Origin of the sequence: Pelagicoccus enzymogenes, assembly GCF_014803405.1 — a bacterium.
GTDB lineage: Bacteria > Verrucomicrobiota > Verrucomicrobiia > Opitutales > Opitutaceae > Pelagicoccus > Pelagicoccus enzymogenes.
In genome coordinates this window covers 62,279-88,423 of the sequence record NZ_JACYFG010000061.1, presented here as the reverse complement: position 1 = coordinate 88,423, position 26,145 = coordinate 62,279, and the positions used below count along the sequence as shown (strand labels likewise).

The window sequence follows — 26,145 nt, the reverse complement described above, 5'->3', positions numbered from 1 at the left end:
CCATTTTCTCGAAGGCAAGTGTGGTTAAGGTATCGTAGCATTCGTTCCCTGCGAGGGCGCTCTTTGGCAAGGTTGCGCCTTGTGGCATGCATGGTTGGTGCTGCTAGTAGCTCTATGCGATCCTCCTTTTGCTTTTTGGCTATAGTCATAGTGTATCCAATATATGGAGGCTTAGATGTTAGAGGTCGTGAGTTGTATGTGGATGGAGCTCGATTTTTGGCCCGAGGCGTTTGCTACAATCCAACCCCTATAGGAGACGATGTTAATGACGATCCTCCTCACGGAGACTATTTCTCCAGTGGCTATGCTGCCCTGCATGCGAGGGACTTACCTTACCTGAGAATGATGGGGATAAACGTGCTTCGGGTCTACAACTGGGAACCGGGCGTGGATCACAGCGGGTTTTTGGATACCTGTTACAACAACGGCCAGCAGCCCTTGCTCGTTTTGGTAAACCGTTGGATAGATCCTGGCAGCGATTGGTCAAACGCTGCAGTCGTGGCGAACGTCGAGAGCCAGTTTGTCGGGATGGCGAGGGAGATTAAGGATCATCCGGCGGGCCTGGGAGTGATCATCGGAAACGAGGTCAACGAGTACAATGGCAATGGCCTTAAACCAAGTTTCTGGCGAGCGATGAATGGTATCGCCGAGGCGGTCAAGGCTGAGGCTCCCGATTTATTGGTGACGATGGCGATTACCGATCGACTGCAGCAGGTTGCAGCGTTTGACGCGGAATTGACAGCCCTAGATGCATGGAGCGTCCAGGTTTATCGCGGCTCGGGCTTTGGCAGCTTTTTCAGTGAATATGCATCGGCTAGCTCCAAACCACTTTTGATCACGGAATTTGGCTACGATACCTACGACAATCGGGCCGGGAATCCGTATCCGGATAATGGATCGTATCCGGCTGACATTGTAGTGGGATTGATCGAGGAAAGCTGGGAGAATCGGGACATTTGTTCAGGTGTATTCGTGTTTTCCTATCTCGATGGTTTATGGAAGGCGAATGGAAGCGATGCTGAATACGATCCTGGTGGAAACGTTAACCCAGGTTTTGAAGATGGATTTGCGAACGAAGAGTGGTGGGGGATTTTTCGCCCGATAGCGACTCCAGGGCAGGTTGATGCAGTTGAGCCGAAGGCGCTTTTCGAGGGGTTGAAAGAGCTTTGGGGGCAGCCGCAGGTCTTGTCGCTGAAATTGTCCGAGAGCGAGTCACAATGGCATTTAGACATGGAGCGGCTGCCGTTGCGGCAGGACGAGGTTGCTCGCATCGAAAAATGGGACGAGCTGTCTCGTAGCTGGGTGCATTTCAACCGGCTTGAAGGGAGCGAGTTATCTCCTGGAAAAAGAAGTTTACGCTTTAGTATAGAGAAAGAAGCGGGGCTATTTCGAGCGGTGGCATTACCTTGAATTTTATATTATGAAAAAACGAACAATTGGAATTCTTGCGAGTATTCTTTGCATCGGCCTAGTGGCTTGCGCGAACGATGGCTATGTCGAGAGGAAGAATTTTGGAGCTCTCTACGAGCCACTTGATCGCGTGCTGCATGGAGGAGGCCAGGACCCGGCCGGCTTTCTGGAGTATGCGGATGCTCTTGGGGAGGATCGCTACCCAGTGTTGTGGATGACTTATATCGGGCTGGAGCATCCACCGGAGCACATTCTCGATTGGGGAAAGGGCGTGAAACGGGATCTGGATGCGATTGGCAGGGACGACCTGATGCCGCAAATCGGTCTCAGCATGACCGGTGGAAATGACGATGGGTCGGGACTGGACGCTTTGGTCGCTCGCGGCGACTACGACGCTCAGATCGAGGCGTTTTGCGAGGCGCTGGCCTTTATTGGCCGGGACAGTTTCGTGCGTATCGGCTACGAATTCGAAGGCAGTTGGAACAACTATTCCGAAGCTGGATTTGTTGGTAGTTGGAAACGTATTACAACCGCCATGCGGGAGCGGGACCTCCCCGTGGCGACGGTTTGGTGTTCCGGCGGAGGATCTGCAGGCCCGCGGCCGATCGAGGAGTTGATGGCCTTCTATCCGGGCGACGAGTGGGTTGACTGGTGGGGTGTGGACGTGTTTTCGCCCGGAGAGATCGGTATGGATTGGATAACGGACTTTTGCGAGCTGTCGGGGGAGCATGGGAAGCCGGTGATGTTGGGCGAGGTGACACCGCGCCATGTAGGAGTGCTCGATGGGCAGAAGGATTGGGACGAATGGTTTGGGCCGTTTTTTGAGCGGATCCGTAGCCAGCCGGAGATCAAGGCCTTTTGCTATATCAATTGGGAGTGGGATTATTGGTCGAGGAAGCTCGGGTTCCAGTGGCATGACTGGGGCGATGCTCGCCTGCAGATGAACGAAACTGTATTGGAAGCTTATCGGATGGAGTTGGACCGTTCCCTCTACGAGCACTCTGAATGACAGGGACTTTTCATTGTTTTGGCTTTTGGGAATGTCGGCACCTTGACCTTTGGTGATGGCGAGTTTCACTAGGCGGCCAATCTTATCCGTTTCCATCGGCTGAAACGCTGCCGTAGATTTTAAGGTCGTCCAAATGAACCCGGAGGGCGGCGCTAAGGCTGTTGAAGCGAAAGTTGAGAAGCTGCGTGTGAGTAGCTACAAGCGGTATCGAAAGTAACCTGAGCTGGGACGCATATAGCGATTTCAGGTCAAAAGGGGAGAGGGCTTTGCGGAGTCGTTTCCGGATACGGTCCTCTGGGATCTGATCGCTGACGATATGGAGGCTTGGTTGCTGAAAATGGAGGTTCAGCCAAGGACGATATAGAACCATTTCGCTACCAACACCAGTACTGAAATATGCGTTCGAACGAAAGTATTTGGTGAAGTCTCCCGTCGAGAGTTTGACAAGTGAAGAGCGAAAAGCGCCCTATGCGGGTATTGTGCGTCGTTCTGGTTCGCCTTGGTCACTGGACTGAGCGGGCAGGGCAAGCTTGTGGAAGCCTACAAGGTCGTGAGGCAGACGCTTTCGCATTGGCCGAGCAATTCGCTGCTGCGCGCGAGGGAGGAGTCGCTGGATAAGGGAACAGGGGAGGAAGAACGATGAAATGTGGAGCGTTTATAATGACTTAAGGCGCGCGAGCGTCTCATGGCGCTGGTCGACAATGCGCGGAGGGTTTCCGTGCCGAGGAGCGAATGCGACGACACTTGACGAGCTCAGTGAGGAAACATCGAAGATGACGGGACCTGAACACAAAAAAACGCCCCATTTTTGGAGGCGTTTATTCGGCTTTCGCCGTTCCGACAGTGGTGGCGGGTCCCGGAATCGAACCGGGGACACAAGGATTTTCAGTCCTCTGCTCTACCAACTGAGCTAACCCGCCGCTGTCAGAAAGATTTCGGACAATAGAAGCGGGGGATGGCCCGTCAATGGGAAACTTCAAGAAAAGTCGTTTTTGTGCTTAAATATCTTTCAAAGAGCAGCTTATGAAAAAAAGAGAGCCCCTTGAGGCGGGGAGATACTGCTTCCCGATGAAGTTCAGGCCTGGGTCCCTCTAGGCCCTTATAAGATGCTCGTTTTGGTTGATAAGGTGCACATTAATGCATTTATTGCTTGAGGTGATCTTTCTCGGGTAGTCTACTCACGGCTTATGTTACCCCTACGCTTTCCCTTGTGCCTCTTAGCCGTTTTGGCGATGAGCGGCTTTTCGGTTTCGATCGCCAAGCCGAAGGATTCGAATACCAGCGTTTCGATCAAGCGCCAGATCGAGCCGAGGTATCCGGGGTGGGCCTACACGCATGGAATCAGCAGCGGGTACGCGAAGATCGCATTTTACGTGGACGAGTACGGTCAGGCCTCGGAGTTCTTTCCGATCGAGTACAGCTATCCGGCTTTTGCCGATGAGTTGATGGTGACCATAAAGAAGTGGGATTTCTTGCCGGCGAAGCAAAATGGGGTGCCGGTCAAAAGCGTCTGCCATGCCTATTGGGAATTCTTGCCTGACCGGGCGATCGAAACGAACGCTCTTTTCGACACGAGCAAACGCGTCGACGGAAACGCGGGCGAAGGGTATCGTACCTTAAAGTATCGGGAAGACGAAGAGCTGGATTCTCGGATCGGCATGACTTCGTTTCCGGGTGTCACGATCGTACGTGGTTCGGGACTTCTACAGGAGGGGAGAAAGTCGATACGAGCTCGAGTGAATTTCTTTGTCGACCAGCGTGGTGGCGTGGTGTTGCCGCATGTGGTGGACTCCAGCGATCCGCAGACGAACGCTCGACTGGAGGCTGCGCTCAGGAAAGCCTCCTTTGCCCTGCCGACTTACCAAGGAGAGCCGACGATTGCTTTGCTTGAGAGAACCTACGACTTCCCGATCTTGTGGCTGCAGGAAGAGCCGGCGCAAGAATTGTAGGTCACTCCGGACGCCGCGTCTAGAACGTGGCCCTCCGTTCAGGAAGGGCTGCATCGGCTCCCAGGTAGAGATCTTTGCGTGGAGGTGCTATCCGCAAAGAATGTGCTAAATCGCCATTGCAAGGCGCTAGTTTAGCGGAGTCGGTGTGCCGCTTACATCCCAGACCCGACCGTTTGCTACGGTGAAGAGGCTCTTTCCGCGAAGTCCTTTTTCGCCTTTCATGGCGCTGTGGTAGTGGGGGTCCTCCAATTGGGCGGCGAGGGTTTGTTCGTCCACTTCGTAGGGCGTTTCAGGGTCGAAGATCGCGAGGTTTGCCATGGCTCCGTCCGCGAGGGTACCGACTTCGTAGGGGAACTCGAAGAACTGGGCCATGTGTTTGGCAGGGTTGATGGCGGCGAGTCGGTCGATGTCGTGTTGCGTGTATCCGTAGCGGTAGACGAGTTCGCCGTAGAACTGCAGGCTGTGCTCGATGTTGCGGGTGCCGGGGGCTCCCGGGAGGCCGTCCTTGAACTTCTTGGCGGCGGGAGCGTGAGGGGCGTGGTCTGTACCGAAGAAAATCGTGGTATCGCCCGAGCGAATCGCGTCGCGGGTGATCTCGATCAAGCTGAGTTGGTCTTCGCGGCTGGGGTGCGCTGGCCGGCGGTAGTTGATGAGGGCGGTTTCGCGCTTTTGGGTAAGCAAGCGTTCGCGGCACCAGTAAACGTAGTCTAGGCCGATCTCGGCGGGTAGGGCGTAGGGCATCTCCTTGCGGGCGTCCAATATCTGCTGGAGGGCCGGGCCGGTGGGGATGTGACGGGCGAGCAGGCTGCTTAGTCCAGCCTCCTTCGCGAGGGCCATGGTTTCCGATTGGCAGGCGAGAACCGTGTCGCCGTTGAAGTACTCGTGGTGTAGAAGCACCTCGTCGGGCTGTATCCGCTTTTTGAATTCAGGGAGGGATTCGTTGGGGCGAGCCTGGTCGTTGTGGTAGGAGACGGCCTGCCCGCGCCACAGCTCGAACATGTCCCGTCGAACTTGTCCTGTGAGTCCGGAGCCACCAAAGGTCGAGCCGAAGTCTTTGCCCTCGTGTCCAGGGATGGCGGCTGCCCCCGGTTCCATGCGCGGCCACAGGACGATGGGGAAGAGCGCTTGTTCCGTATAGTGCTTCTGGATACGCGAGTGCCGGTAGGGGCCGACGGGTCCCCATGGGGTGTTGCCCATGGCGCCCACTGCGCAAACGCCGCCCTTAAGGGCCGAAAGGCAGCCGGAGCGGATGGAATAGAGCGCGTTGGCGGATTTGATATTAGCGACCAAGTTGTCGTAATCCGCTCCCTCTGGACCGTGCTCCTCGACCTCCTCTGGCGTGGGGATGGCGGTCTCGCGAAAGTGTACGTGTGGATCGAACCTTCCGAGGGCGATGTGGGCGGAGTCGGGCAGGGCGATGTCCGCCGCTGCGGAAGATCCCAGTTCCAGCTTCAGGGGTTCGCCCGGGGCGCAGGTAACCACGCCCGCTGCAAGGGTCCCATCGTCGAGATGGATGTTTCGGGAAGAGATTCGGAGGCTTGTTTTCGAAACTGACACGCGAAATAGGGAAGCTGAAGATGGCGAGGGAGCAAGCGTGGATTGCTAGAGGACGCTGGCAGGTTGTCTGAAATCTGAGAATTCCGACTTGCCAAGAAGCCAAGCTCGGGCAGAGATTATTGGCTTGGACGCCGCTCTAGCTCAGTTGGTAGAGCAACTCATTCGTAATGAGTAGGTCGTCGGTTCGACTCCGATGAGCGGCTCCACTTTCGTTTCGCCACTCACCTCCGTCGAACCCGCGGTTCGATGTTTCGTCACGTTGTTCCTCAAGTGTCGTCGCCTTGCTCCTCGGTAACCGATGAGCGGCTCCACTTTCGTTCCGCGGCCCATCTCCGTCGAACTGGGGTTCGATGTCTCCTCGCGTTGCTCCTCGAGTGTCGTCACTGCGTTCCTCGGTACCGATGAGCGGCTCCACTTTCGTTCCGCGGCCCATCTTCATCGAACCGGAGGTTCGATCTCGACTCGCTCGTTAAGGACAAGGTTGTGAGGAACGCTCACCCCCATGTTCCTCAGTATGCGGCTGGCTTCTTCCCGGACGCGGTAGCGTCGTTGCTCGAAGCGGGGCGTTTCCGAATCGGGGTAGTAGATCAGCTGTTTCTGGGCGGCGGGATGATCCAGCAGGCTTTGGAAAAGCGGAACATCCTCTCGACGTTTCCAAGCTCCCACGAAACTGACGACTCTTCCTATCTCCCAACCGTCGACTTCTGCGCTCGGATTTAGAGTTTCCTGCTGGAGGTACTCTCGGAGTTCGTCGTGTATCGCGAGATTGAAGAGGTTTCTGTCGCCGTACATTCCGAGATTGTAGAGGGTCGCAACCGTTTGGGTGGGTTGTTCGGTCGCGCACTTTTGCCAAAAGCGTCGCTCTTCGCGGGAGCCTGGGTTGCGGCGATTCTTAGTATCAGGGTCCCCTTGTGAAGCGAGGGCGCATAGTACGAGTAGTTGTTGGCTGGGGGAGAGTTCGAAGCCGATTGCGGCTAGGCCTTGATGCTTGTTGCGGTGGCTCAGGGCGTTTGCGCAGGCTTGAGTTAGGGAGTCGTTTTCGGAGCGAATCCACTTTTGGAAAAAGGAGTCCTCGAAATTTTCGTTAGCGAATCGGTGGTTGAGGAGCAACTTGGAGGCTTGTTCGGTTTGGATCGGGGCAGCGGCGATGAGAGCGCTCTCAAGCTTTTGGGCGATGGCTTGTTCGAACTTTTGGATACGTGAGATGCTGGGGTCAATTTTTCCGCTTAGGAGATCGTTCAAGACGGGCCAAGCAGTCGTTGGGCTTCGATCCGTTTCTTCAATCGCTGCGGAGACGAGGGCGTCCAACTTCGGTTTTTCCGGCCACTTTGCTTTGAGAATTCTCTCGAAGGCAGCAATTTGTTTCCGCACTGCTTTCTCGTGCTTCTTTACGGTGTTGAGGTACTCGCGAACGTTGGCCCGAACGTATTCACTTTCTTGATAAGAGCTCACGAGTCGAAGGGCGCTTAGTATCTCATCGGGACCGGGGTTGTAGAAGCTTTGTTCGCGATCTGGGTCATAGTGTTCCTTGTCGAAGTCGAAGCAACGTACGAGAGAGGGGGGAAGTTTTCTCCTGGCGAGTTTGTCGAGAGCGGCCGCCTTACGGTCTTCTTCTCGGTAGTGGGCGATACCTATGTTTGAGGCGAATGGCGAATCGCTGTAGGCCTTGTAACGGACGTTTGCCTTTACTCCTTGGCTGGGAAGGTAGCCGTGAAAAGCAAAGTGGCTGCCGGGAGGCAGCTCTACTGCCAGGTAGCTGTTTCCACAAAAGCTGAAGCGATGGGTTTGGGCGCGGACCCACTCTCCGGAATCGTCTTGAAATTCTAGTTTCAAGTAGATGTCTCCATCCTGGCTTTCGAAGCGTTGCCTCTCTGAGGTGCGATTGACTAGATAGAGTGGGACTGTGCCTGAGTTCGCGGCTGGAAAGTCAGCGTAAAGTGTGAGACGGCCATGGGGAGCTGGAACGCTCGCGGGCAAGTTCGCGTTTGGCTGGGGGCTGCCGACTGAGAAGTGTATGTCCTGACCGTTGTCCTGTCCCACGGCGATGGGAACGAGCGTATGGGAAATGGCTAACGCGAAGATGAATAGTGTGGTTATGGGGCAGCGGAGAAACATGGGGACGGATGGGGAGCAGGGGCGTTTTTTATGGTTACGGGCACTTTAACGTTTTGGAGCCTCTTCTACAGTACTTTTCTATGCCGATTTGTTCACTTCTGTGCTGACTCTGCCCTTGGGGGAGGGATGATGCTGGGACCCCATGAGCAAGATCGATTTTAAGAAGGAGTATAAGGATCTTTACCGTCCCTCAGCCAGGGAGGTATCGGTGGTCGTGGTGCCAGCCATGAACTTTCTGATGATTGACGGAATGGGGGATCCTGGCAGCTCGAAGGAGTTTGAGGCGGCGATGGAAGCGCTGTATCCAATGGCCTATAGCTTGAAGTTTATGTCGAAGCTAGGGCCGACTGCTCAGGATTACGTTGTGCCGCCTTTGGAGGGGCTGTGGTGGGCAGACGATATGAACGCTTTCGCGGAGGGACGTCGCGACGAGTGGAAATGGACGCTTATGATCATGCAGCCGGGATTCGTCTCGAAAGCGATGTACGAGGAGGCTCTCGTCTCGGTCCGCAAAAAGAAAGATCCAGCTCTGTTGGATCGGGTGCGTTTCGAGCCGTACGAGGAAGGCGAATCCGTGCAGCTACTCCACATCGGTCCGTTCGAGGAGGAAGGTCCGAGTGTAGCGCGTTTGCACGACAAGATCGACGAGCTGGGAAAAAAGCGATTCCACAAGCATCACGAGATTTACTTGAGCGACCCGCGTCGCGCTGCGCCTGAAAAGCTCAAGACAGTGCTGCGCCAAGCGATGCGTTGAGGAGGTGACTCGATGAAGTATTCGATCGGCGAGTTTTCCCAGATTACGCGGGCTTCGGTCAAGGCCTTGCGGCTCTATCACGAGAAAGGTTTGTTGCGGCCCGACTTCGTTGATCCTGAATCTGGATACAGGTACTACTCCCGGGACCAGGTGGGGGAGGCTCGGGTGATAGCGAACCTGAAGGACCTCGGGTTCTCCTTGTCGGAAATTAAAGAGGTGCTGGAGAGTTGCGAGGAGGACGGGGATTTGCTGGATCGTTTGCGGGCGAAGCGTCGCGATCTGGAGAAACGGGTGAAGCGATTCCAGGACTCGATTGCCGATATCGAGCTCGTGGTGAGCGGCAAATTTGCTCAATCCGCTCATGGAGCGTCAGGTGAGGAGGTCATCGAAAAGGAGATTCCGGACCTGTTGGTGGCAGGGTATCGGCTTTGCGGACGCTACTCGGACGCTGGGCAAGGCTTTCGCGTTTTGGGACGTCGGGCGGGGAGGCAGATGGTGGGAAAGCCTATGTGCCTGTATTTCGATGGCGAATACAGGGAGGAAGACGCCAATTTCGAACCCTGCTTCGAGGTGAAGAAGCAGGTGGAGCATGAGCGGTTGCATTGTCGCAACTTGACGGGGGGACGGGCCTTGACCGTAATGCATCGCGGTCCCTACGAGCGTTTGTACGAGAGCTACGCTAGGCTTTTCGAAGAAGTTAAGAAGCGAGACTTGAAGGTCCTGTGTCCCTCGCGAGAAGTGTACCACAAGGGGCCAGGGATGATCTTGCGCGGAAATCCTCAAAAATACCTGACGGAGATTCAGTTTCTCGTGGGCTAGGGGCGTTAATTTGATAGCGCTAGGCAACTGAGCTAGAGGATTGATCAGGAGGCTTTTTTGTTGGAGGCTTCCTCTATGCCCCGTTTTATCCCCCTTTCCTTGCTGGCCTGCTTGGGGCCAGCTCTTTGCTTGGCGACGAGCTCTCGAGATTGGAGCGCCTACCTAGGAGATCGGTCTTCCAGCCAGTTCTCCGAGTTGTCCGAGATCACGACGGATAACGTGACGCGGCTCGAGCCCGCTTGGATATGGGATGGGGACCAGGGGGCGAAGGGGGACAGGGGGTATTCCGAGATCCAGTGCAATCCTTTGGTGGTTGATGGGGTGCTGTACGGTACGGATGCGAACATCGACTTGATCGCGCTGGACGCGGGCACGGGAGACTTGCTTTGGAAGCTCGATCCCTACGACGGGTTGAGCGTTAGCGAGGGGCGCGGGGTTAATCGAGGCCTAGTGTATTGGGAAAGTGGGGACGAGTCGCGGATTCTGTTTGGCGTAAGCCGGTTCCTGATTGCGGTAGACCCGAAGACGGGTAAACGGATCGAGTCGTTCGGCGAGGCGGGTCGAGTTGACCTGAAGGCCGATCTCGGGCGGGATGCGGAGGGCTTGCAGGTGATGGCGAATACGCCGGGAGTCGTCTACGGGGATTTGATTGTGATGCCGATGCGTTTGGGGGAGGGGCCGGCTCCAGCGGCGCCCGGCCCGATCCGCGCTTACAACGTCCGTACGGGCGAGCTGGTTTGGCGTTTCAACACGATCCCGCAGCCTGGCGAGTTCGGTTTCGAAACGTGGCCACCGGAGGCTTACGAGAGCGTGGGCGGAGCGAATGTTTGGGCTGGCATGAGCGTGGATGTGGAGCGAGGGATTCTCTATTGTCCGACGGGCTCGGCGGCTTTTGACTTCTGGGGAGGGGACCGCTTGGGGCAAAACCTGTTTGCCAATTGCTTGATCGCTCTGGATGCGGCGACGGGAAAGCGGATCTGGCATTACCAATTCGTGCGACACGACATCTGGGACCGGGATCTGCCGGCTCCGCCCAATTTGCTGACGGTTCATCGGGATGGGGAGGCGATTCCGGCAGTGGCTCAAATTACGAAGTCGGGCCACGTCTTTCTCTTCAACAGGGTGACAGGCGAGCCGCTGTTTCCGATTGAGGAAGTTCCGGTGCCTTGGTCCGATTTGCGTGGCGAGCAGGCTTGGCCTACTCAGCCTCTTCCTTTGAAGCCCGCGCCCTTTGCCCGGCAGCAGTTTTCGGCGGACCAGATTACGGACATCTCGCCGGAGTCGCAGCGGGAGGTGATGGACCGATTCGTGACCTTGCGTCCGCATATGCCCTTTATGCCACCCAGCAAGGAAGGCACGATCATCTTTCCCGGCTTCGACGGAGGCGGGGAGTGGGGCGGCGCTGCGGTAGACCCCAATGGCGTTCTCTATGTCAACAGCAACGAGATGCCCTGGGTTTTGACCATGGTCGATGCCACGGCGGCGGAGAGCGAGGGGCAGCGCATCTTCATGCAGAATTGCGCCGGTTGCCATGGAGCGGAACGTGAGGGAAGCTTGGCTCAGAATGTGCCGGCCCTAACGGGTATCCAGGATCGCATGACGCGAGAGGGAATTCTGGAACTCATCACTCAAGGGAAGGGAGTGATGCCTCCCTTTGGCTTTTTCGAGAAGAGGGACCTGAATGCATTGGTCGACTTTCTCGTGAGTCGAGACGGTGGGGATCGCCATGCGGACAAGCAAGCGAAGTCGGAGGGGATCGTTTCGCGACCTTGGACGCACACTGGATACCGACGTTGGCTGGACTCCAAGGGATATCCTGCGGTAAAGCCGCCTTGGGGCACGCTCAACGCCATCGATATGAACACGGGGGAATTCGTCTGGAAAACGACATTGGGCGAGTTCGAGGAACTCATGTCGCAGGGTATCCAGCCGACGGGTACGGAAAACTATGGAGGGCCAGTTGTGACGGCGGGCGGCTTGTTGTTCATCGGTGCCAGCAAGGACGGGTTCTTCCGGGCTTTCGATGCGGCGACGGGAGAGGAGCTTTGGAAATACAAGCTGCCAGCAGGAGCCTACGCGACGCCGGCAGTTTATGAGGTCGACGGACGCCAGTACGTGGCAGTGGCCTGCGGCGGCGGTAAGATGGGAACGCCCCGAGGGAATTATTACGTGGCCTTCGCCTTGGGGGACTAGGGAGGGGGAATCGCGGCGCACGTTCAGCTGGCTCAGTGTCTTCGACAAGGCCGCTTCCTGCCTGCCGCCCGCGGAGCGGCCGGCCCACCTTACGCGGAGCGGCCGGCCCACCCGTTTCACCTTCTACTGCTCGAGGCAGTCGCAGACGCTTTCGCAGAGGCCGATGAAGGTTTCCTCCATCAAGGAGAGGCGGCGGCCTTTCAGGTAACAAACGCCCCAGGTGCGCTTCAGCTGCTTGCGGCTGGGAGATAGGAGGTGGATGCTGCCTTCGGCGATTTCCTTCTGGGCGACCCAGGGAGCGATGATTCCGACGCCGATGCCGATTTTGACCAACTCCTTGATCGCCTCCATGGAGCCGAGTTCGATCACTTTACTAAAGGAGTGTCCCTCGGTGCGGAAGTGGCGGCGGATGGATTCGAAGGTCATGCTTCCCTTGCTGTAGGTGACGAAGGTCTGCTCGTCGATCTCAGCTCCGGGCGCGACCTTTCGGCTGGCCCATGGATGGGAGGGGGCCACGGCGAACTGCAGGTTGTCTTCGAAGACGGATTGGCTGTCGATATCGTCGCTCGACTGAGGAGAAAGGGTGAGGGCGAGGTCGATCTCGTTTCCCCGCAGCTCGTCCATGAGCTCCTTGGCGTTGTTCGGCGAGATCGAGAGCTGGCAATCGGGGAAGGTCTGGCGGAACTCGCGGATGACGGTGGGTAGGATGTATTGGCAAGCGGTCGTGCCGGCTCCGATGCGCAGGCGCCCGGCTCCCCAGCGACTGAGGGCTTCGAGCTCGCCCCGCACGCTTTGCATGCGCTGGTGGATCCGGTCCGCGGCGGCGAGAAAGATGTCGCCCGCCTCCGTGAGGTGAATCTTGCGCCCCAACCGATTGATAAGTGGACAGCCGAGATCATCTTCGAGCGCCTTGATGGAATGGCTCACCGCGGATTGCGTAAGATTGAGCTGTTTTGCAGCTAAAGTGAAGCTACCCGTCTCGGCGAGTGTCTTGAAAGCAAGGAGTTGGCGGCTGTCTATTATGTCTTCTCGCATGAAAAATTTTAAAGTTAAGTGGGGCTATATAAAAATAATTTGGATTTCAAGCGATAAGACCACTTTGGCGCGAAGGTGGCTGTCCCCTTTTCCAATGGACGAATTTGAGAAAAAGGGTTCTGAAGCAGTTGTTGCGCCCAGATTGGTAGGTAAGCGTAGAACGGCGATCCGCCTTGGATATATCGGTTTGGTGGACGCTGCTCCGCTGTTGGTTGCCTCTCACTACGGCCTCTTCGAGAGCAAGGGCTTGGACGTGGTTTTGAGCCGGGAAGTCGGTTGGGCGACCATTCGCGAGAAGGTGCTTTTTGGCGAGTTGGAGGCGGCGCACGCCCTTTCTACCTTACCCTTTGTCTCGACCTTGGGCTTGGGCTCTGCTCCGATTCCGTGCGTCGCCGGCATGGTGATTAGCCGTGGAGGAAACGCGGTGGTCCTCTCCGAGGAGCTGCGGCACCGCGGCGTCAAGAACAAGGAAACGCTCAAGCTCGACGTGGAGAACCGGAAGGCCTTTCGCAAATACAAGTTTGCCACGGTCTACGCGTGCTCGCCCCACAACTTCCACTTGAGGGAATGGCTTGCGGCCGCGAACATCAATCCTGACTCCGATGTGGAGTTGGTCACTTTGCCGCCAGCTCAGATGTGCCGCAACCTTGCGGCAGGGACGATTGACGGCTTTTGCGTAGGCGAGCCTTGGGCGAGCCGGGCCATCAAGGACAAGATTGGTTGGTCGCCAGTTAATTCCGAAGATCTGAGTCCAGGGCATCCCGAAAAGGTTTTGATGGTGCGAGAAGACTACGCCCAGGAGCATCGCGAAGAGAATGCGGCATTGATAGCGGCGATCGTAGAAGCGTGCTCTATTTGTGAAGATCCGACGGAGCGCAGCCGTATCGCTGAGCTTCTGAGCGACAAGAAGCGGGTGAACTGCCCTCCTGAGATATTGGACCTATGCTTGTCGCCATCTTTCAACTACGGACTCGGCAGGGTCGAGCATCGTCCGGGCTTTCTGCGCTTCCACTACGGGGATTCAGCTCGGCCAACGGATGCGGATACGGAGTGGGTGCTGGAGCGTCTCGGCCGTTCCTGCGCGGATGCTGCAGCAGCGGTGCAGCTGGAAAAGGCGAAAACGGTGTTGCGACCCGACTTGTACGAGGCAGCCATGGCTCTGCCTTGCTAGCCGCACGTTCCATTTTTGCGTGATCAATCCAGGCCCGCCTCCAAGGCGGGCCTATTTGTTTCCGGGGATGGTTCGCGCCTCTATAGCTATTTTAGACAGGCGCTCAAATTGGTTCAGGGCCAAAAACGGCAGTCGCTCAAACTTGCTTCGTCTTTATTGAATCAAATAATTCCTAAGATGAATGAAATTCATTGAAATGAGTTGGGATAAAAAATCTTAATAATTTATTATCTTCGCGTCGTGTGTTGTAAGTTGTTGTAGTTGAATGTTTAGTGAGGATTCTTTTCTGGTTCTTGAGGAACATGTGAGTCGTTCGTTTAGAGCGGATGGCGTGCTTTGGCACGCACAAGGCTTAAAGGGGGATTAGGTTTCTGAGTGATTTTGCGCACGCTGCGTTCGTGAAGGTGTATTGGAATCATAACTACGGGAACCGCTCTTTATTAGCCTAAATCACATAATTACCGGGATAAAACCAGAATGACTGATCTAAAGAAATGGATAACCACCGCAAGTGCCGCCCTGGCGCTTTCCTCGCTCAATGGCGAGATGCTCGATTTGGAAAAAGATGAACTCAAGTTCGGTTTCATCAAGCTGACGGACTGTGCCCCAATCGTTATCGCCAAGGAAAAGGGGTTTTTCGAGGACGAAGGCTTGCAGGTCGAGGTGATTGCTCAGCCGAACTGGAAGCAGCTGCTCGATAACGTTATCAACGGCGAGTTGGACGGAGCTCATATGCTGTCGGGCCAGCCGATCGCGGCCACCATAGGTTTCGGTACTGAGGCTCACATCGTCACGGCTTATACCTTGGATTTGAACGGAAACGGGATCACTGTTTCCAACGCCATTTGGGAAGGCATGCAGGAAAACGATCCTGCTCTCGACACGGATACGCCAGCGCATCCGATCACTGCTGACTCGCTGAAGCCAATTGTGGAAGAGAAGTTGGAGGAAGGCGAGAAGCTGCAGATGGGAATGGTTTTTCCTGTATCCACTCACAACTACGAGATTCGCTACTGGCTCGCAGCTGCTGGTATCCATCCCGGCTTCTACACTTCCGAGGACAAGAAAGGCTTCACCAATGCTCAAGTAGAGCTCTCCGTTACGCCTCCGCCGCAAATGCCGGCAACCCTCGAGAGCGGCAATATCAGCGGCTACTGCGTGGGTGAGCCGTGGAACCAGCAGGCTGTAGCGAAGGGGATCGGTGTACCGGTCACCACCAACTACGACATCTGGAAGAACAATCCGGAGAAGGTCTTCGGGGTGAACGCTAAGTGGGCAAAGGAAAATCCGAACACTCATATCGCCGTAGTTAAAGCTTTGATACGTGCAGGAAAATGGCTCGACGAAACCGATAGCGACGGCGTGCTCATCAATCGTGAGGAAGCGGTTCGCATCCTTTCCCAGCCGAACTACGTGGGAGCGGACTTCGACGTGATCAAAAACTCCATGACCGGCTACTTCTACTTCCAGAAGACCGACAAGCGCGAAATGCCTGACTTCAACGTCTTCTTCAAGTACCACAGCACCTACCCATGGTACAGCGACGGGGTTTGGTTCCTCACTCAAATGCGCCGTTGGGGCCAAATCACTGAGCCGAAGCCTGCTGAGTGGTACGATAAGGTCGCCAAGGAAGTTTACCTTCCTGAGGTTTACCTTGAAGCGGCCAAGCACCTGCTCGAGGAAGGCCATATCTCCGAGGAGGACATTCCGTGGGATACTGACGGCTACAAGCCAGCCACCGACGAATTCATCGACGGCATCCTTTTCGATCCTAAGGATCCAATCGGCTACCTCAACTCCCACACCATCGGAAACAAGGACTAGCTTTTGTTTTAGGTAGACAAATTAGTTTAGGAGGCGATCGAGCAATTACCTGTAGCGAGATCGCCTCCTTTTAGAACCAGCAAGTCGCACTCTCAAACTCTCTCTAAGATGGCTGAATCTACAAAGGATAAAATCAAGTATCGCATTCTCAAGGCGCTCGACGTGAGCGGCTTTACCGCGTTCGACCCGGTCATACGTTTGTTCTTCGGCGAGGAACCGCAAAAGCAGTTCGCGGCCATCGTCAAGTATCTCGTCATTCCTGCAATCTTTGTGCTCAGCTGCGTCTGGTTTTGGTCGTGGATTGGTCCGCGGCACAAGACGAAGTCGGGCGAGGTGCCGACGCCGGACGTCGTTTGGGAATCTGTACAGATCAATGATACCATCGCGGATCGCGAGAAGGTGAAGCAGAGCGATTTTCAGCTCAAGGGAGCGGAGCGCGAGGCGGCTCTGGAGGCAGTTGCGAAGGAGTATGCAGTCCTGACGGAGGAGGTTGAGGCTGCCAAGGCTCTTGTCGCCGAACGGGAAGCTGAGAAGAAGGCTCGCGAAGAGAAGCTGATCGCGCCGCTTGAAGAGAAGTATGATGCATTAAAATCTGAATACAGGGATGCGGCGAAGGCTCGCGATGCGGAGATCGCGCGCATTTCGGAAGCGGTTTCGAGTGGCGATGAGCCAGCGTCCGCCCTGATCGCGGCCATTCGCGAAGACGGCATCGCGTCCGACAAGGAGCGCGATGTCCTTAATGGATACAAGGCCCAGATCGACGAGATACGCTCGCAGAAGTACAAGCCTCTTGACCTTGCTCGCAAGCGGTACGACAGCGTGGCGGACAAGCAGTTCTTTATGAAGACGCGCCTCGAGTTCCTGGACGACCGCAACCTGTACGTGAAACTCGACGAGGCCCAGGCTGAGCTCAACGAATACATGGCTGAGCTCTCCAGCGCCGGTTCGGCTAAGGACGCTCTCAAGATCGCCAAGCGGGCTGTGAGAGCAGAGGAAAGCGTCGCTCGTCTGGAAGGTCAGGAGTACGCATCGGCTGTTACGATCTACCACCAGACCAAACGCTCGATTTTCACGGTTTTCGTCGGCTTCTTCATGGCAGCCTTCGTGGCGATCCCGGTAGGAATCATGTGCGGTCTCAACAAGATCTTCATGGCTTGCATGACTCCGATCATTTCAGTTTTTAAGCCGGTGTCGCCGGTGGTCTGGCTGCTGATTTTCCAAATTGTGGTCGGAGCGTTTTTTCCGGATCCGGAAAACCATGTCTTGCTCAACTTCCTCAACAATCTGCCGCTCATCTCCTCTCTCGAGATTAATCCTGCGCTCATCTTCTCGGCCTGTACCGTCGCGATGTGCGCGGTTTGGCCCGCTCTCGTGAACACGGCCCTCGGCGTGGCGTCCATAGACCAGGACCACGTAAATGTTGCCCGCGTGTTGCGCCTCGGCTTCTGGAGCCGCCTCTTCAAGATCGTTATCCCTTCCGCCTTGCCGCTGGTCTTCGCAGGCCTGCGCATCTCGCTCGGTGTCGGATGGATGGTTTTGATCGCAGCGGAAGCGCTCTCCTCTTCGGACGGTTTGGGCAAGTTCGTTTGGGACGAGTACCAGAACGGATCTTCCCTCACTTTCGCCAACATCATCATGGTCTGCTTCGTGGTCGGGATCATCGGATTCTTCCTCGATCGCATGATGATCATCCTGCAGCGCTTCGTGTCCTTCGATGGACGTGGAACTTCTGTATAACGAAAAAGGATACAAGAAGGTATGGACTTCTTAAGTAAGGAAACTGAATGCGGGAAGCGGCCTCGGGTCGCGATCCTGCTGTTCGAAATCGCGGCGCAAGGCCGCTTCCCACGAGGAGGAGATCTCTAGGTATGGCATATTTGGAATTGGACAATGTTTCGATCGGCTTCGGCCCGCCGTCCAACCGCACGGAGGTGCTGAAGGACATCAATCTTTCGGTCGAGGAAAACGAGTTTGTGGCGATCATCGGATTTTCGGGAAGCGGCAAGAGCACGCTCATGTCCTTGCTCGCTGGCTTGCAGAAGCCAGACAAGGGGCAGGTTCGCTTGCACGGATCGGTAGTGGAAAATCCAGGACCGCGGCTGGGGATCATGTTTCAGAACTACTCGCTGTTGCCATGGCTTACGGTGTTCGGGAACATCGAGCTCGCGGTGCGCCAGGTGTTTCCGAAGTTCACGAAGGCCCAAGTGAAGGAGCACGTAGAGCGCTACGTGGAGATGGTGAGCCTGACGCCAGCCTTGGAAAAGAACCCGCATGAGCTTTCGGGCGGCATGCGGCAGCGCGTTTCTTTGGCCCGTACTCTAGCCATGCAGCCGGAAGTCCTGCTGCTGGACGAGCCGCTTAGCGCCTTGGACGCCTTGACGCGGGCTGTGCTGCAGGATGAGATCATCCGCATTTGGGAGGAGGATAAGCGTACGGTGGTCATGATCACTAACGACGTTGACGAGGCGACGCTAATGGCGGACCGCATCGTTCCTCTAACCATCGGTCCCGCTGCGACTTTGGCTGATCCGTTTCCGGTGACTATGGAGCGTCCGCGCGATCGGGCCAACTTGAACAAGAATCCCGAGTTCATGAAGCTGAAGAATTCAGTGACTCGTTTCATGGTCGGCATGAACAAGGAGTCGAAGGATCTGAAGGTGGATACCTCGGTCAAGATGCCGAATATCATTCCGCACGATTTTACGCCGCCTACGCGTCGCTCCGTGAAGGTGAGGTAGCTCACATTGCTTCAGGAAGCTGTAATTAAAGCGAGGATACAGAAAGATGATTGAAGATAGATACGTAGAACTCTTTGAGGTCGTGAAGGCCTATCCGAATCCCTTTGGCGAAGCGATCAAGGTGGTGGACGGATTCAACTTGATGGTGAAGCAAGGGGAGCTCGTCAGCGTGATCGGCCACTCCGGTTGCGGGAAGTCCACCGTGCTCAACATGGTCGCAGGGCTTATCCCGATCACTTCCGGCGGCGTGATCGTAGCTGGTCGCGAGGTGACGGGGCCCGGGCCGGACCGAGCGGTGGTTTTCCAAGCTCCGTGCTTGCTGCCCTGGCTCAGCTGTTTCGGCAACGTGATGCTGGGAGTGAAACAAGTTTTCCCCGATGCCTCCAAGGCGGAACGCCAGCAAATGGTAGAGTACTCCCTGTGCGCGGTGGGCTTGAAGGACTCCATGCACAAGTACCCGAAGGAAATGTCGGGCGGCATGCAGCAGCGGGTAGGCATTGCGCGGGCCATTGCTTTGCGGCCGAAGATGCTCTTGCTGGACGAACCGTTTGGTCGCCTCGATTCGCTCACCCGCATGGAGCTGCAGGAGGTTATCCTAAACATTCTCAATTTCGAGAAGATCACGACCATGATGATCACCCACGACCCGGACGAAGCCGTCTACATGTCGGACCGGATTTGCATGATGACCAACGGACCTGGCGCCAAGGTAGGCGAGGTCATGGAAATCGATTTCGAACGCCCGCGCGACCGCGAGGAGATTATGGAAACGGCAGACTTCTACGAGTACCGTCGCCGCCTCCTGCAATTCCTCGACGACTGCGAGAAGGAAAAGATCGCCCGCAAGAAAGCGAAAGTTGGTTAAAAAAGAATCTCGGAAGGCAATGCTCAGTCATTGCCTTCTTTGTTGTTGGCAACGGCAGGCCTTCTTCTCTGAGGCTGCCTGGCCGGGCATTTGCGAGGAGGCGGATTTTAATATGAACGAAACTATGGTTTTGTTTTAAAAAATCGAAACGGATTAATTTAAGCGCTAGGGTGCTTTGGCATGGGCGTAGCTGATTGATCGAATTGACGCAGGCCGCTTTGGCGAATTGCGGCATCACTCTCTCAAGCTATGTCTCAAAGCAAAATTAACCTCTTCAAGATTTCCGACCCTCGGATCTTCACGCTGCACATCACTTGGTTCGCGTTCTTCCTGACTTTTGTGATGTGGTTCAGTCACGCGCCGATGCGCGATGCCATCATGTCGTCCTTCGACTTGACGACTGCCCAGTGGAAGGCGCTGTTGATCCTAAACGTGGCCCTGACCATTCCTTCCCGCATCGTGATCGGGATGTTGGTGGACAAGTTTGGCCCTCGCCATGTCTTTAGCGGACTGCTTATCATGGCTGGCGTTTTGTGCCTGTTTTTCTCGATGGCGAGCAGCTATGAGATGCTGGCTTTCGCCCGTCTTTTGATGGGCTTCATTGGGGCGGGCTTCGTGATCGGTATTCGCATGATCGGGGAGTGGTTTCCTGCCAAGACAGTGGGCCTGGCGGAAGGCATTTACGGAGGCTGGGGCAACTTTGGTTCGGCGGCTGCGGCTTGGACCTTGCCGACGCTCATGCTCTTCTACGGAGGTCCTGACGGCTGGCGTTACGCGGTCTTGACCACCGGGGCGATCGCGGCCTGCTATGGAGTGTTCTTTTTCTGGAAGGCCCGCAACACGCCTAAAGGTTCGACCTACTTCAAGCCGAAGAAGTCGGGCGGTCTGGAGGTCACTTCCAAGCGTGACTTTTATTTCCTCATCGGCATGACGATCCCGATGTACGCTTGTTTGGCGGTGCTTGCTTGGAAGCTCTCTCCGACAGGAGTGGCGCTGCTTAGCCAAGGCGCGACGTACGGGATCTATGCAGCCTTGGCGGCCTTGTTCGTCGTGCAGGTCACCTCGATCTACAACGTGAACAAGGAGATGTTGCAGCACGGAGTCGACGAGCAGCAGCACTACAAGTTCAAGCAGGTCGCCATCTTGGACATCAATTATTTCGTCACTTTCGGTTCGGAGCTGGCGGTCGTTTCCATGTTGCCTGGATTCTTCATGGATACCTTCGGGCTGAGCCCGCAAATGGCGGGGCTGTTCGGCGGAGGTTTCGCCTTGATGAATCTTTTGGCGCGGCCGTTTGGCGGTCTTGTATCCGATAAGTTTGGACGCCGCGCCACGATGCTCATCTTTATCTGCGGTCTTGCGGTCGGCTACTTCATCATGGGCAACGTTACGAGTAGCTGGCCTCTGTTGCTGGCGGTGGGCGCCACCATGCTTTGCTCCTTCTTCGTGCAGTCGGGAGAGGGGGCGGTCTTCGCGATCGTTCCATTGGTCAAGCGTCGTCTTTCCGGTCAGATCGCTGGCATGGTGGGGGCCTATGGGAACGTGGGCGCGGTTACCTTTCTGACGATTTACAGCTTCGTAGACGCCTCGACCTTCTTCATCGTAATCGGCTGCTCGTCGGTGATCGCCTTTGCCGCTTCCTTCTTCTTGGAGGAGCCGAAAGGGCACACGGTGGAAGTCCTGGAGGACGGAACGGTGCAGAAGATCGAAGTCGCCTAGGCGGCGTCAAAAATTTAGGTATGTAGTTTAGTTTATTGACTTAGCGACGGGCGCTTCTGAGAGGGGCGTCCGTCGCCTTTTCTAACTTCATTGCTTGAAGTGGGAGCGTGCTTGTCACGCGAAAGCATTGCCCCAATCCTGCAGCTTATCGCGTGACAAGCGCTCTCGCACATTTTCGAGGCCTTCATTGGCCCTAAGGTACCCTTCCGCCCGATGCCTCATTCCTCTATTCAAATTCAATCAGCTCTGAAAATCGAAGCCGGTATGCATAGCGATCCTGGGCCGAACGAGCAAAATGACGATTGCCTCGGGGTGCGCGTGCCAGAAGGGGTGGAGCTTGGAACCAAGGGAGTGGCGGCCGTCATTGCGGATGGGGTGAGCGCCGCGGAGTACGGTAAGCAGGCGGCGGAGATTTGCGTGCAAGGCTTTCTCAGCGACTACTACGACGCTCCGGAGGCGTGGACCGTGGCGACTTGCGGCAGCAAGGTGCTGCAGTCGCTGAACCGCTGGCTCTACGGGTTGGGCCAGAGTAACTCGCTCGATGGACGCGGTTATGTGACGACCATGACCTCGCTGGTATTCAAGGGGCAGAGCGCTCATCTTTTTCATGTCGGGGACACGCGAATTTATCGAATTCGTGGGACGGACTTCGAGCAGTTGACGCGTGACCATTCATTTAGTTTCGGAAAAGGCGGGTCGGGGCTGGCCCGTGCCATGGGAATGGATACGGGGCTAGATATTGAGACCGCAAGTTTTCCGCTGGAATTAGGCGACCGTTACCTACTGACAACGGACGGTATCCATGGATTTATTACGGACTCCGTGCTCAAGGAGGTCGTATTGGCGGCTAGGGAGGGGGATTTTGACCAAGCCTGCCGATTGCTTTGCCAAAAGGCGATTGAGGCGGGGGGGAACGACAACTGCTCGGCAATACTCATCGAAGTGCAGGGAGTTGGAACGGCCAGCAAGCGGGAGCACCAGAGGAACTTCCAGCGTTTGCCGTTTCCTCCTGACTTGGCTCCGGGCATGAAGATCGACGGTTACGAGATCGAAAAGGAGCTGCAAGCTACGAGCCGAAGCCAGACCTATCTTGCTCGAGAGATCGAGACCGGACAGTTGGTGGTGCTCAAGACGCCCTCGGTAAACTTCGAGGACGATGCTGGCTACATCGAGCGTTTCGTGATGGAAGGCTGGATCGGGAAGAAGCTAAAAAATGAGCATCTAGCGGGGGCTTATGTTCCGCCCCGCGGCCAGTATTTTCTGTACACAGTGCTCGAATACATCGAGGGGCCATCCTTGGAGGAGTGGATGAAGGCGAATCCGAAGCCTGATGTACGCCAAGTGACTTCTATCGCCCGCCAGATCCTGCACGGATTGCGGGCCATGCATCGGCTGGAAATGCTGCATCAGGACCTCAAGCCGAGTAACGTTATCATCCACCCAACGCGGGGAGCTGTCATTATCGACTATGGTTCTACCCGTGTGGCTGGACTGCAGGAAATCGATGCGCCCTTCGCAGGGCAGCATCATGCTTTGGGGACGCTTGGCTACAGCGCTCCTGAGTACTTCCTGGAGAAGCTGCCGAACCGTAAGTCGGACCTCTTTTCGTTGGGCGTGATCATCTACGAGATGTTGACGGGCAAGCTTCCCTATGGGGAAAAGTACGAGCGGTGTCACTCGGTGCGCGACTTCTCGGTGCTGGAGTATCATCCCGCCACCAAATTTAATTCGCATGTCCCGGTGTGGCTGGACGGAGCGCTTCGCAAGGCGGTGGCGATAAGTCCTCAGCGTCGTTATGAGTCGTACTCAGAGTTCGAATACGATTTGGAGCATCCTAACCCCAAGTTTTTGCCCGAAAACGCTGGACCGTTTATCGAGCGCAACCCGGTGCTGTTCTGGAAGTTGGTCGCAGGCGCGTTGCTGTTGGCGGAAGCGGCAACGCTGGTTTGGTTTTTGTGGTGAGGGCTTCTTGTGGGAAGCAGCTCTGTGCCGCGATTGAAATCGATTGATCGCGACACAAGGTCGCTTCCCGCGACGATTACGAAAACTGGATTAGCAGCTTACCGTCTTCCTCTTTGACTGGATAAGTTTTGAGGCAGCTGGTCTCGCTGTCGGTCAAGCACTTGCCAGTGTTCAGGGAGAAGGATCGCTTGTGCAGCGGGCAGGTGATCTTGGGTTCGCCTTTCAGGTCGCCGGTTAGGCCGCGGCTGAGCACCATGCGTTTGTCGTGCGGGCAAAGGTTTTGGGTGGCGTACCATTCCTTGTCGCCGGAGAGTTTGAATACGGCGATTTGTTCTTCTTCGATCTTGATGCAAACTCCGAGGTCGGAGGTGAACTCTTCGGGTTCGCCGATTACGGTCCAAAGGTTTGAGGAGGTAGGGTCGGGCATTTTTGAGAAGTGTTTTTGGTTTAGATTGTAAGGAACTTTTGGTTACGCCTTGGCTAGTTCTTCTTCGTTGGCGGGGCGAATTTGCTCGCGTTCGAGGATGTGCTTGATGGTGGGGTCGCTCTCGTCGGTGTTGCCGAAGTGGCGGAAACGCTTGAGCTTTTCTGGGTCTTCGATGGCGTCCTTCCACTCGCAGTGGTAGGTGTCGACGAGGTGCTGCATCTGCTGGTCGAGCTCGGCGCAGATGCCGAGCGAGTCCTCGATGATGACTTCGCGCAGGTGTTCGATGCCGCCTTCGAGCGAGTCGAGCCAGACGCTGGTGCGGGTGAGCTTGTCGGCGGTCTTGATGTAGAACATCAGGTAGCGGTCGATGTATTTGATGAGGGTTTCCTTGTCGAGGTCGGCCGCGAAGAGGTCGGCGTGGCGCGGCTTCATGCCGCCGTTTCCGCCGAGGTAGAGGTTCCAGCCTTTTTCGGTGGCGATGATGCCGAAGTCCTTGCTTTGCGCTTCGGCGCACTCGCGGGTACAGCCGGAGACGGCGGACTTGATCTTGTGGGGGGCGCGGATGCCTTTGTAGCGGTTCTCGACTTCGATGGCGAGGCTGGTGGAGTCTTGCACTCCGAAGCGGCACCAGGTGGAGCCGACGCAGGACTTGACGGTGCGGAGGGCTTTTCCGTAGGCGTGCCCGCTTTCGAAGCCGGCGTCGATGAGCTTCTTCCAGATGGCGGGCAGGTCGTTGACCTTGGCTCCGAAGAGGTCGATGCGTTGGCCGCCGGTGATCTTGGTGTAGAGTCCGTACTCATTGGCGACTTCGCCGATGACGATGAGCTTTTCGGGTGTGATCTCGCCGCCCGGGACGCGTGGAACGACGGAGTAGGTGCCGTCCTTCTGGATGTTGGCTAAGTAGCGGTCGTTGCTGTCCTGCAGCTTGCGGTTGCGGGGGGCGATGACCTTGTCGTTGTGCACGCTAGCGAGGATGGAACCGACTGCGGGCTTGCAGATTTCGCAGCCGCGCCCGCCGTTGCCGTGCGTGGCGAGCAGGGTATCGAAATTGTCGATACCGGTGGCGCGTACGATTTCGTAGAGGCCTTGGCGGGTGTGGCTGAAGTGTTCGCAGAGGTCGGTGTTCACCTCTTGTCCAAGTTCCTTGAGGGTGTGGTTGAGGAGGTTGGTGACGAGCGGAACGCAACCGCCGCAGCCGGTGCCGGCCTTGGTGCAGCTCTTGAGGGCGGGCAGGGTGGTGGCTCCGTTTTCGATGGCGGAGCAGATGTCGCCCTTGCTCACGTTTTCGCAGGAGCAGATTTGGGCGCTGTCGGGAAGGGCGGCGGGGCCGAAGGCGGGAGCGGTTCCGGAGCCAGCGGGCAGGATGAGCTGGATCGGATCTTCCGGGAGCTCGATCTGGTTGAGCGTCATCTGCAGCAGGTTGCCGTAGGCGTCGGCGTCGCCGATGAGGATACCGCCGATGAGCTGCTTGCCGTCCTGGCTGGTGAGCAGACGCTTGTAGGTGCCCTTGACGGGGTCGGTGAGAACGATGTTGCGGTGTGGCTCTTGGGGCTCGATGTTGCCGAAGCTGGCGACGTCGGTGCCGATGAGCTTGAGCTTGGTGGACATGTCCGCCCCGTGGAATTCCGCTTGGCCGCCGGTGATTTGGGTGGCGACGATGTCGGCCATGTTGTAGCCGGGGGCGACGAGGCCGTAGATGAAGTTGTTGTAGAGGGCGACTTCTCCGATAGCGAAGATGCTGGGGTCGTTGGTCTGTAGTTTGTCGTCAACTACGACGCCGCCACGGGGGCCCACTTCCAGACCGCAGTCGCGGGCGAGCTCGTCGCGGGGACGGATGCCGGCTGAGACGACGATCATGTCGACCTCGAGGGAGGATCCGTCCTTGAAGCTCATGCCGAATACCTTCCCGTCGCCGAGGATTTCCGTGGTCGCCTTGTTGAGGTGGACGGAGAGTCCGCGGGACTCGATGATGTCCTTGAGGATTTCGCCGCCGGCTTCGTCGATTTGGCGCGGCATGAGGCGGGGGGCGAATTCTACGACATGGGATTCGAGGCCGAGGTCCTGGGTGGCTTTGGCGGCTTCGAGGCCGAGCAGTCCGCCGCCAATGACGGCCGCCTTGCTGGCGCTCTTCGCGTGCTCCATCATGCCTTCGAGGTCTTCGATGGTGCGGTAGACGAAGACGCCTTCCTTTTCGATGCCCGGAACGGGCGGCACGAAGGGGCTGGAGCCGGTGGCGAGCACGAGTACGTCGTAGGAAACCTCCACGCCTTTGGCGGAGCGGACGAGCTTGGCTTCGCGGTCGATGGAGACGGCTTTGTCCTCGAGGTGGATAGTGATGCCGTTGTCGGTGTACCAGTCGATGGGCTGGAGCGTGAGGTCCTCGGCCGTTTTGCCGGAGAAGTACTCGGAAAGGTGAACGCGGTCGTAGGCGGGGCGAGGTTCCTCGCAGAAGGTGATCAAATTGAATCGCTGCTCACTGTCCTTTTGCAGCATGGCGGCGAGGAATTTGCAGCCCACCATGCCATTTCCGATGACGACGACGTTTTCTTTGCTCATATTATGAAAGTGGCTCGAGTTAAGAATGAATAAAAATACAGA

At 56.5% G+C, this 26,145-nt stretch carries 18 protein-coding genes and 2 tRNA genes; 14 read left to right on the top strand and 6 right to left on the bottom strand.

Annotation, left to right across the window (positions count from 1 at the left end):
• Positions 1-342 precede the first annotated feature (342 nt).
• On the top strand, positions 343-1,410 hold the full coding sequence (locus IEN85_RS23305) for a glycoside hydrolase 5 family protein (RefSeq protein ID WP_191619527.1): 1,068 nt from the start codon (positions 343-345) through the stop codon (positions 1,408-1,410).
• 10 nt (positions 1,411-1,420) lie between these two features.
• Positions 1,421-2,419 carry a glycoside hydrolase family 26 protein gene (locus IEN85_RS23300; protein ID WP_191619526.1) on the top strand — a complete coding sequence of 333 codons (999 nt, stop codon included), beginning with the start codon at positions 1,421-1,423 and terminating at the stop codon, positions 2,417-2,419.
• Between the two features lie 844 nt (positions 2,420-3,263).
• Here IEN85_RS23300 and IEN85_RS23295 read toward each other — a convergent pair.
• Positions 3,264-3,339: transfer RNA gene (locus tag IEN85_RS23295), tRNA-Phe, on the bottom strand.
• A gap of 312 nt (positions 3,340-3,651) precedes the next feature.
• Here IEN85_RS23295 and IEN85_RS23290 point away from each other — a divergent pair.
• Complete coding sequence (locus IEN85_RS23290; protein ID WP_224772896.1) at positions 3,652-4,368, top strand: energy transducer TonB; 717 nt, start codon at positions 3,652-3,654, stop codon at positions 4,366-4,368.
• Positions 4,369-4,494: 126 nt separating this feature from the next.
• Here IEN85_RS23290 and IEN85_RS23285 read toward each other — a convergent pair whose 3' ends face one another.
• The gene (locus tag IEN85_RS23285) at positions 4,495-5,925 is read right to left on the bottom strand and encodes a hypothetical protein (protein WP_191619524.1); all 1,431 of its coding nucleotides are present in this window, start codon (positions 5,923-5,925) and stop codon (positions 4,495-4,497) included.
• Positions 5,926-6,055: 130 nt separating this feature from the next.
• On the opposite strand from IEN85_RS23285, the gene IEN85_RS23280 reads away from it, so the two are divergent.
• A tRNA-Thr gene (locus IEN85_RS23280) sits at positions 6,056-6,131 on the top strand.
• 229 nt (positions 6,132-6,360) lie between these two features.
• Here IEN85_RS23280 and IEN85_RS23275 read toward each other — a convergent pair.
• Positions 6,361-8,040: a hypothetical protein gene (locus IEN85_RS23275; protein ID WP_191619523.1), complete on the bottom strand. Its 1,680-nt coding sequence runs from the start codon at positions 8,038-8,040 to the stop codon at positions 6,361-6,363.
• A gap of 142 nt (positions 8,041-8,182) precedes the next feature.
• On the opposite strand from IEN85_RS23275, the gene IEN85_RS23270 reads away from it, so the two are divergent.
• The 3 genes from IEN85_RS23270 to IEN85_RS23260 all read left to right on the top strand — a co-directional run bounded on the left by IEN85_RS23270 (position 8,183) and on the right by IEN85_RS23260 (position 11,806).
• The gene (locus IEN85_RS23270) at positions 8,183-8,794 is read left to right on the top strand and encodes a GyrI-like domain-containing protein (protein WP_191619522.1); all 612 of its coding nucleotides are present in this window, start codon (positions 8,183-8,185) and stop codon (positions 8,792-8,794) included.
• 12 nt (positions 8,795-8,806) lie between these two features.
• Positions 8,807-9,613: a MerR family transcriptional regulator gene (locus tag IEN85_RS23265; protein WP_191619521.1), complete on the top strand. Its 807-nt coding sequence runs from the start codon at positions 8,807-8,809 to the stop codon at positions 9,611-9,613.
• A gap of 75 nt (positions 9,614-9,688) precedes the next feature.
• A complete protein-coding gene (locus IEN85_RS23260) occupies positions 9,689-11,806 on the top strand; it encodes an outer membrane protein assembly factor BamB family protein (protein ID WP_191619520.1) in 2,118 nt (705 codons plus the stop codon).
• A gap of 123 nt (positions 11,807-11,929) precedes the next feature.
• Here the strand turns inward: IEN85_RS23260 and IEN85_RS23255 are convergent, their stop codons facing one another.
• On the bottom strand, positions 11,930-12,841 hold the full coding sequence (locus IEN85_RS23255; RefSeq protein WP_191619519.1) for a LysR family transcriptional regulator: 912 nt from the start codon (positions 12,839-12,841) through the stop codon (positions 11,930-11,932).
• A gap of 94 nt (positions 12,842-12,935) precedes the next feature.
• Between IEN85_RS23255 and IEN85_RS23250 the strand changes: the two genes are divergently transcribed.
• The 7 genes from IEN85_RS23250 (at position 12,936) to IEN85_RS23220 (ending at position 23,120) form a co-directional block, all read left to right on the top strand.
• The gene (locus IEN85_RS23250) at positions 12,936-14,012 is read left to right on the top strand and encodes an ABC transporter substrate-binding protein (RefSeq protein WP_191619518.1); all 1,077 of its coding nucleotides are present in this window, start codon (positions 12,936-12,938) and stop codon (positions 14,010-14,012) included.
• Between the two features lie 477 nt (positions 14,013-14,489).
• Positions 14,490-15,836: a CmpA/NrtA family ABC transporter substrate-binding protein gene (locus IEN85_RS23245; RefSeq protein WP_191619517.1), complete on the top strand. Its 1,347-nt coding sequence runs from the start codon at positions 14,490-14,492 to the stop codon at positions 15,834-15,836.
• 108 nt (positions 15,837-15,944) lie between these two features.
• Positions 15,945-17,573 (top strand): ABC transporter permease, encoded by a 1,629-nt coding sequence (locus IEN85_RS23240; RefSeq protein WP_191619516.1) that lies wholly within the window; start codon positions 15,945-15,947, stop codon positions 17,571-17,573.
• Between the two features lie 131 nt (positions 17,574-17,704).
• A complete protein-coding gene (locus IEN85_RS23235; RefSeq protein ID WP_191619515.1) occupies positions 17,705-18,574 on the top strand; it encodes an ABC transporter ATP-binding protein in 870 nt (289 codons plus the stop codon).
• Between the two features lie 46 nt (positions 18,575-18,620).
• On the top strand, positions 18,621-19,439 hold the full coding sequence (locus tag IEN85_RS23230) for an ABC transporter ATP-binding protein (protein WP_191619514.1): 819 nt from the start codon (positions 18,621-18,623) through the stop codon (positions 19,437-19,439).
• 249 nt (positions 19,440-19,688) lie between these two features.
• A complete protein-coding gene (locus tag IEN85_RS23225; RefSeq protein ID WP_191619513.1) occupies positions 19,689-21,158 on the top strand; it encodes an MFS transporter in 1,470 nt (489 codons plus the stop codon).
• 264 nt (positions 21,159-21,422) lie between these two features.
• A complete protein-coding gene (locus IEN85_RS23220; RefSeq protein WP_191619512.1) occupies positions 21,423-23,120 on the top strand; it encodes a bifunctional protein-serine/threonine kinase/phosphatase in 1,698 nt (565 codons plus the stop codon).
• Positions 23,121-23,196: 76 nt separating this feature from the next.
• Here IEN85_RS23220 and nirD read toward each other — a convergent pair whose 3' ends face one another.
• The gene (gene nirD / locus IEN85_RS23215) at positions 23,197-23,547 is read right to left on the bottom strand and encodes a nitrite reductase small subunit NirD (RefSeq protein WP_191619511.1); all 351 of its coding nucleotides are present in this window, start codon (positions 23,545-23,547) and stop codon (positions 23,197-23,199) included.
• Between the two features lie 42 nt (positions 23,548-23,589).
• Positions 23,590-26,103 carry a nitrite reductase large subunit NirB gene (nirB, locus tag IEN85_RS23210; RefSeq protein WP_191619510.1) on the bottom strand — a complete coding sequence of 838 codons (2,514 nt, stop codon included), beginning with the start codon at positions 26,101-26,103 and terminating at the stop codon, positions 23,590-23,592.
• Between the last annotated feature and the right edge of the window lie 42 nt (positions 26,104-26,145).

Excerpts from the sequence above, each read along its gene's own strand:
- IEN85_RS23260 (WP_191619520.1), top strand. The coding sequence starts at position 9,689 with ATGCCCCGTTTTATCCCCCTTTCCTTGCTGGCCTGCTTGGGGCCAGCT.
- IEN85_RS23290 (WP_224772896.1), top strand. The coding sequence starts at position 3,652 with ATGAGCGGCTTTTCGGTTTCGATCGCCAAGCCGAAGGATTCGAATACC.
- IEN85_RS23275 (WP_191619523.1), bottom strand. The coding sequence starts at position 8,040 with ATGTTTCTCCGCTGCCCCATAACCACACTATTCATCTTCGCGTTAGCC.
- IEN85_RS23305 (WP_191619527.1), top strand. The coding sequence starts at position 343 with ATGATGGGGATAAACGTGCTTCGGGTCTACAACTGGGAACCGGGCGTG.
- nirD (WP_191619511.1), bottom strand. The coding sequence starts at position 23,547 with ATGCCCGACCCTACCTCCTCAAACCTTTGGACCGTAATCGGCGAACCC.
- IEN85_RS23235 (WP_191619515.1), top strand. The coding sequence starts at position 17,705 with ATGGCATATTTGGAATTGGACAATGTTTCGATCGGCTTCGGCCCGCCG.
- IEN85_RS23265 (WP_191619521.1), top strand. The coding sequence starts at position 8,807 with ATGAAGTATTCGATCGGCGAGTTTTCCCAGATTACGCGGGCTTCGGTC.
- IEN85_RS23245 (WP_191619517.1), top strand. The coding sequence starts at position 14,490 with ATGACTGATCTAAAGAAATGGATAACCACCGCAAGTGCCGCCCTGGCG.
- IEN85_RS23230 (WP_191619514.1), top strand. The coding sequence starts at position 18,621 with ATGATTGAAGATAGATACGTAGAACTCTTTGAGGTCGTGAAGGCCTAT.
- IEN85_RS23270 (WP_191619522.1), top strand. The coding sequence starts at position 8,183 with ATGAGCAAGATCGATTTTAAGAAGGAGTATAAGGATCTTTACCGTCCC.
- IEN85_RS23255 (WP_191619519.1), bottom strand. The coding sequence starts at position 12,841 with ATGCGAGAAGACATAATAGACAGCCGCCAACTCCTTGCTTTCAAGACA.
- nirB (WP_191619510.1), bottom strand. The coding sequence starts at position 26,103 with ATGAGCAAAGAAAACGTCGTCGTCATCGGAAATGGCATGGTGGGCTGC.
- IEN85_RS23250 (WP_191619518.1), top strand. The coding sequence starts at position 12,936 with ATGGACGAATTTGAGAAAAAGGGTTCTGAAGCAGTTGTTGCGCCCAGA.
- IEN85_RS23225 (WP_191619513.1), top strand. The coding sequence starts at position 19,689 with ATGTCTCAAAGCAAAATTAACCTCTTCAAGATTTCCGACCCTCGGATC.
- IEN85_RS23220 (WP_191619512.1), top strand. The coding sequence starts at position 21,423 with ATGCATAGCGATCCTGGGCCGAACGAGCAAAATGACGATTGCCTCGGG.
- IEN85_RS23300 (WP_191619526.1), top strand. The coding sequence starts at position 1,421 with ATGAAAAAACGAACAATTGGAATTCTTGCGAGTATTCTTTGCATCGGC.
- IEN85_RS23240 (WP_191619516.1), top strand. The coding sequence starts at position 15,945 with ATGGCTGAATCTACAAAGGATAAAATCAAGTATCGCATTCTCAAGGCG.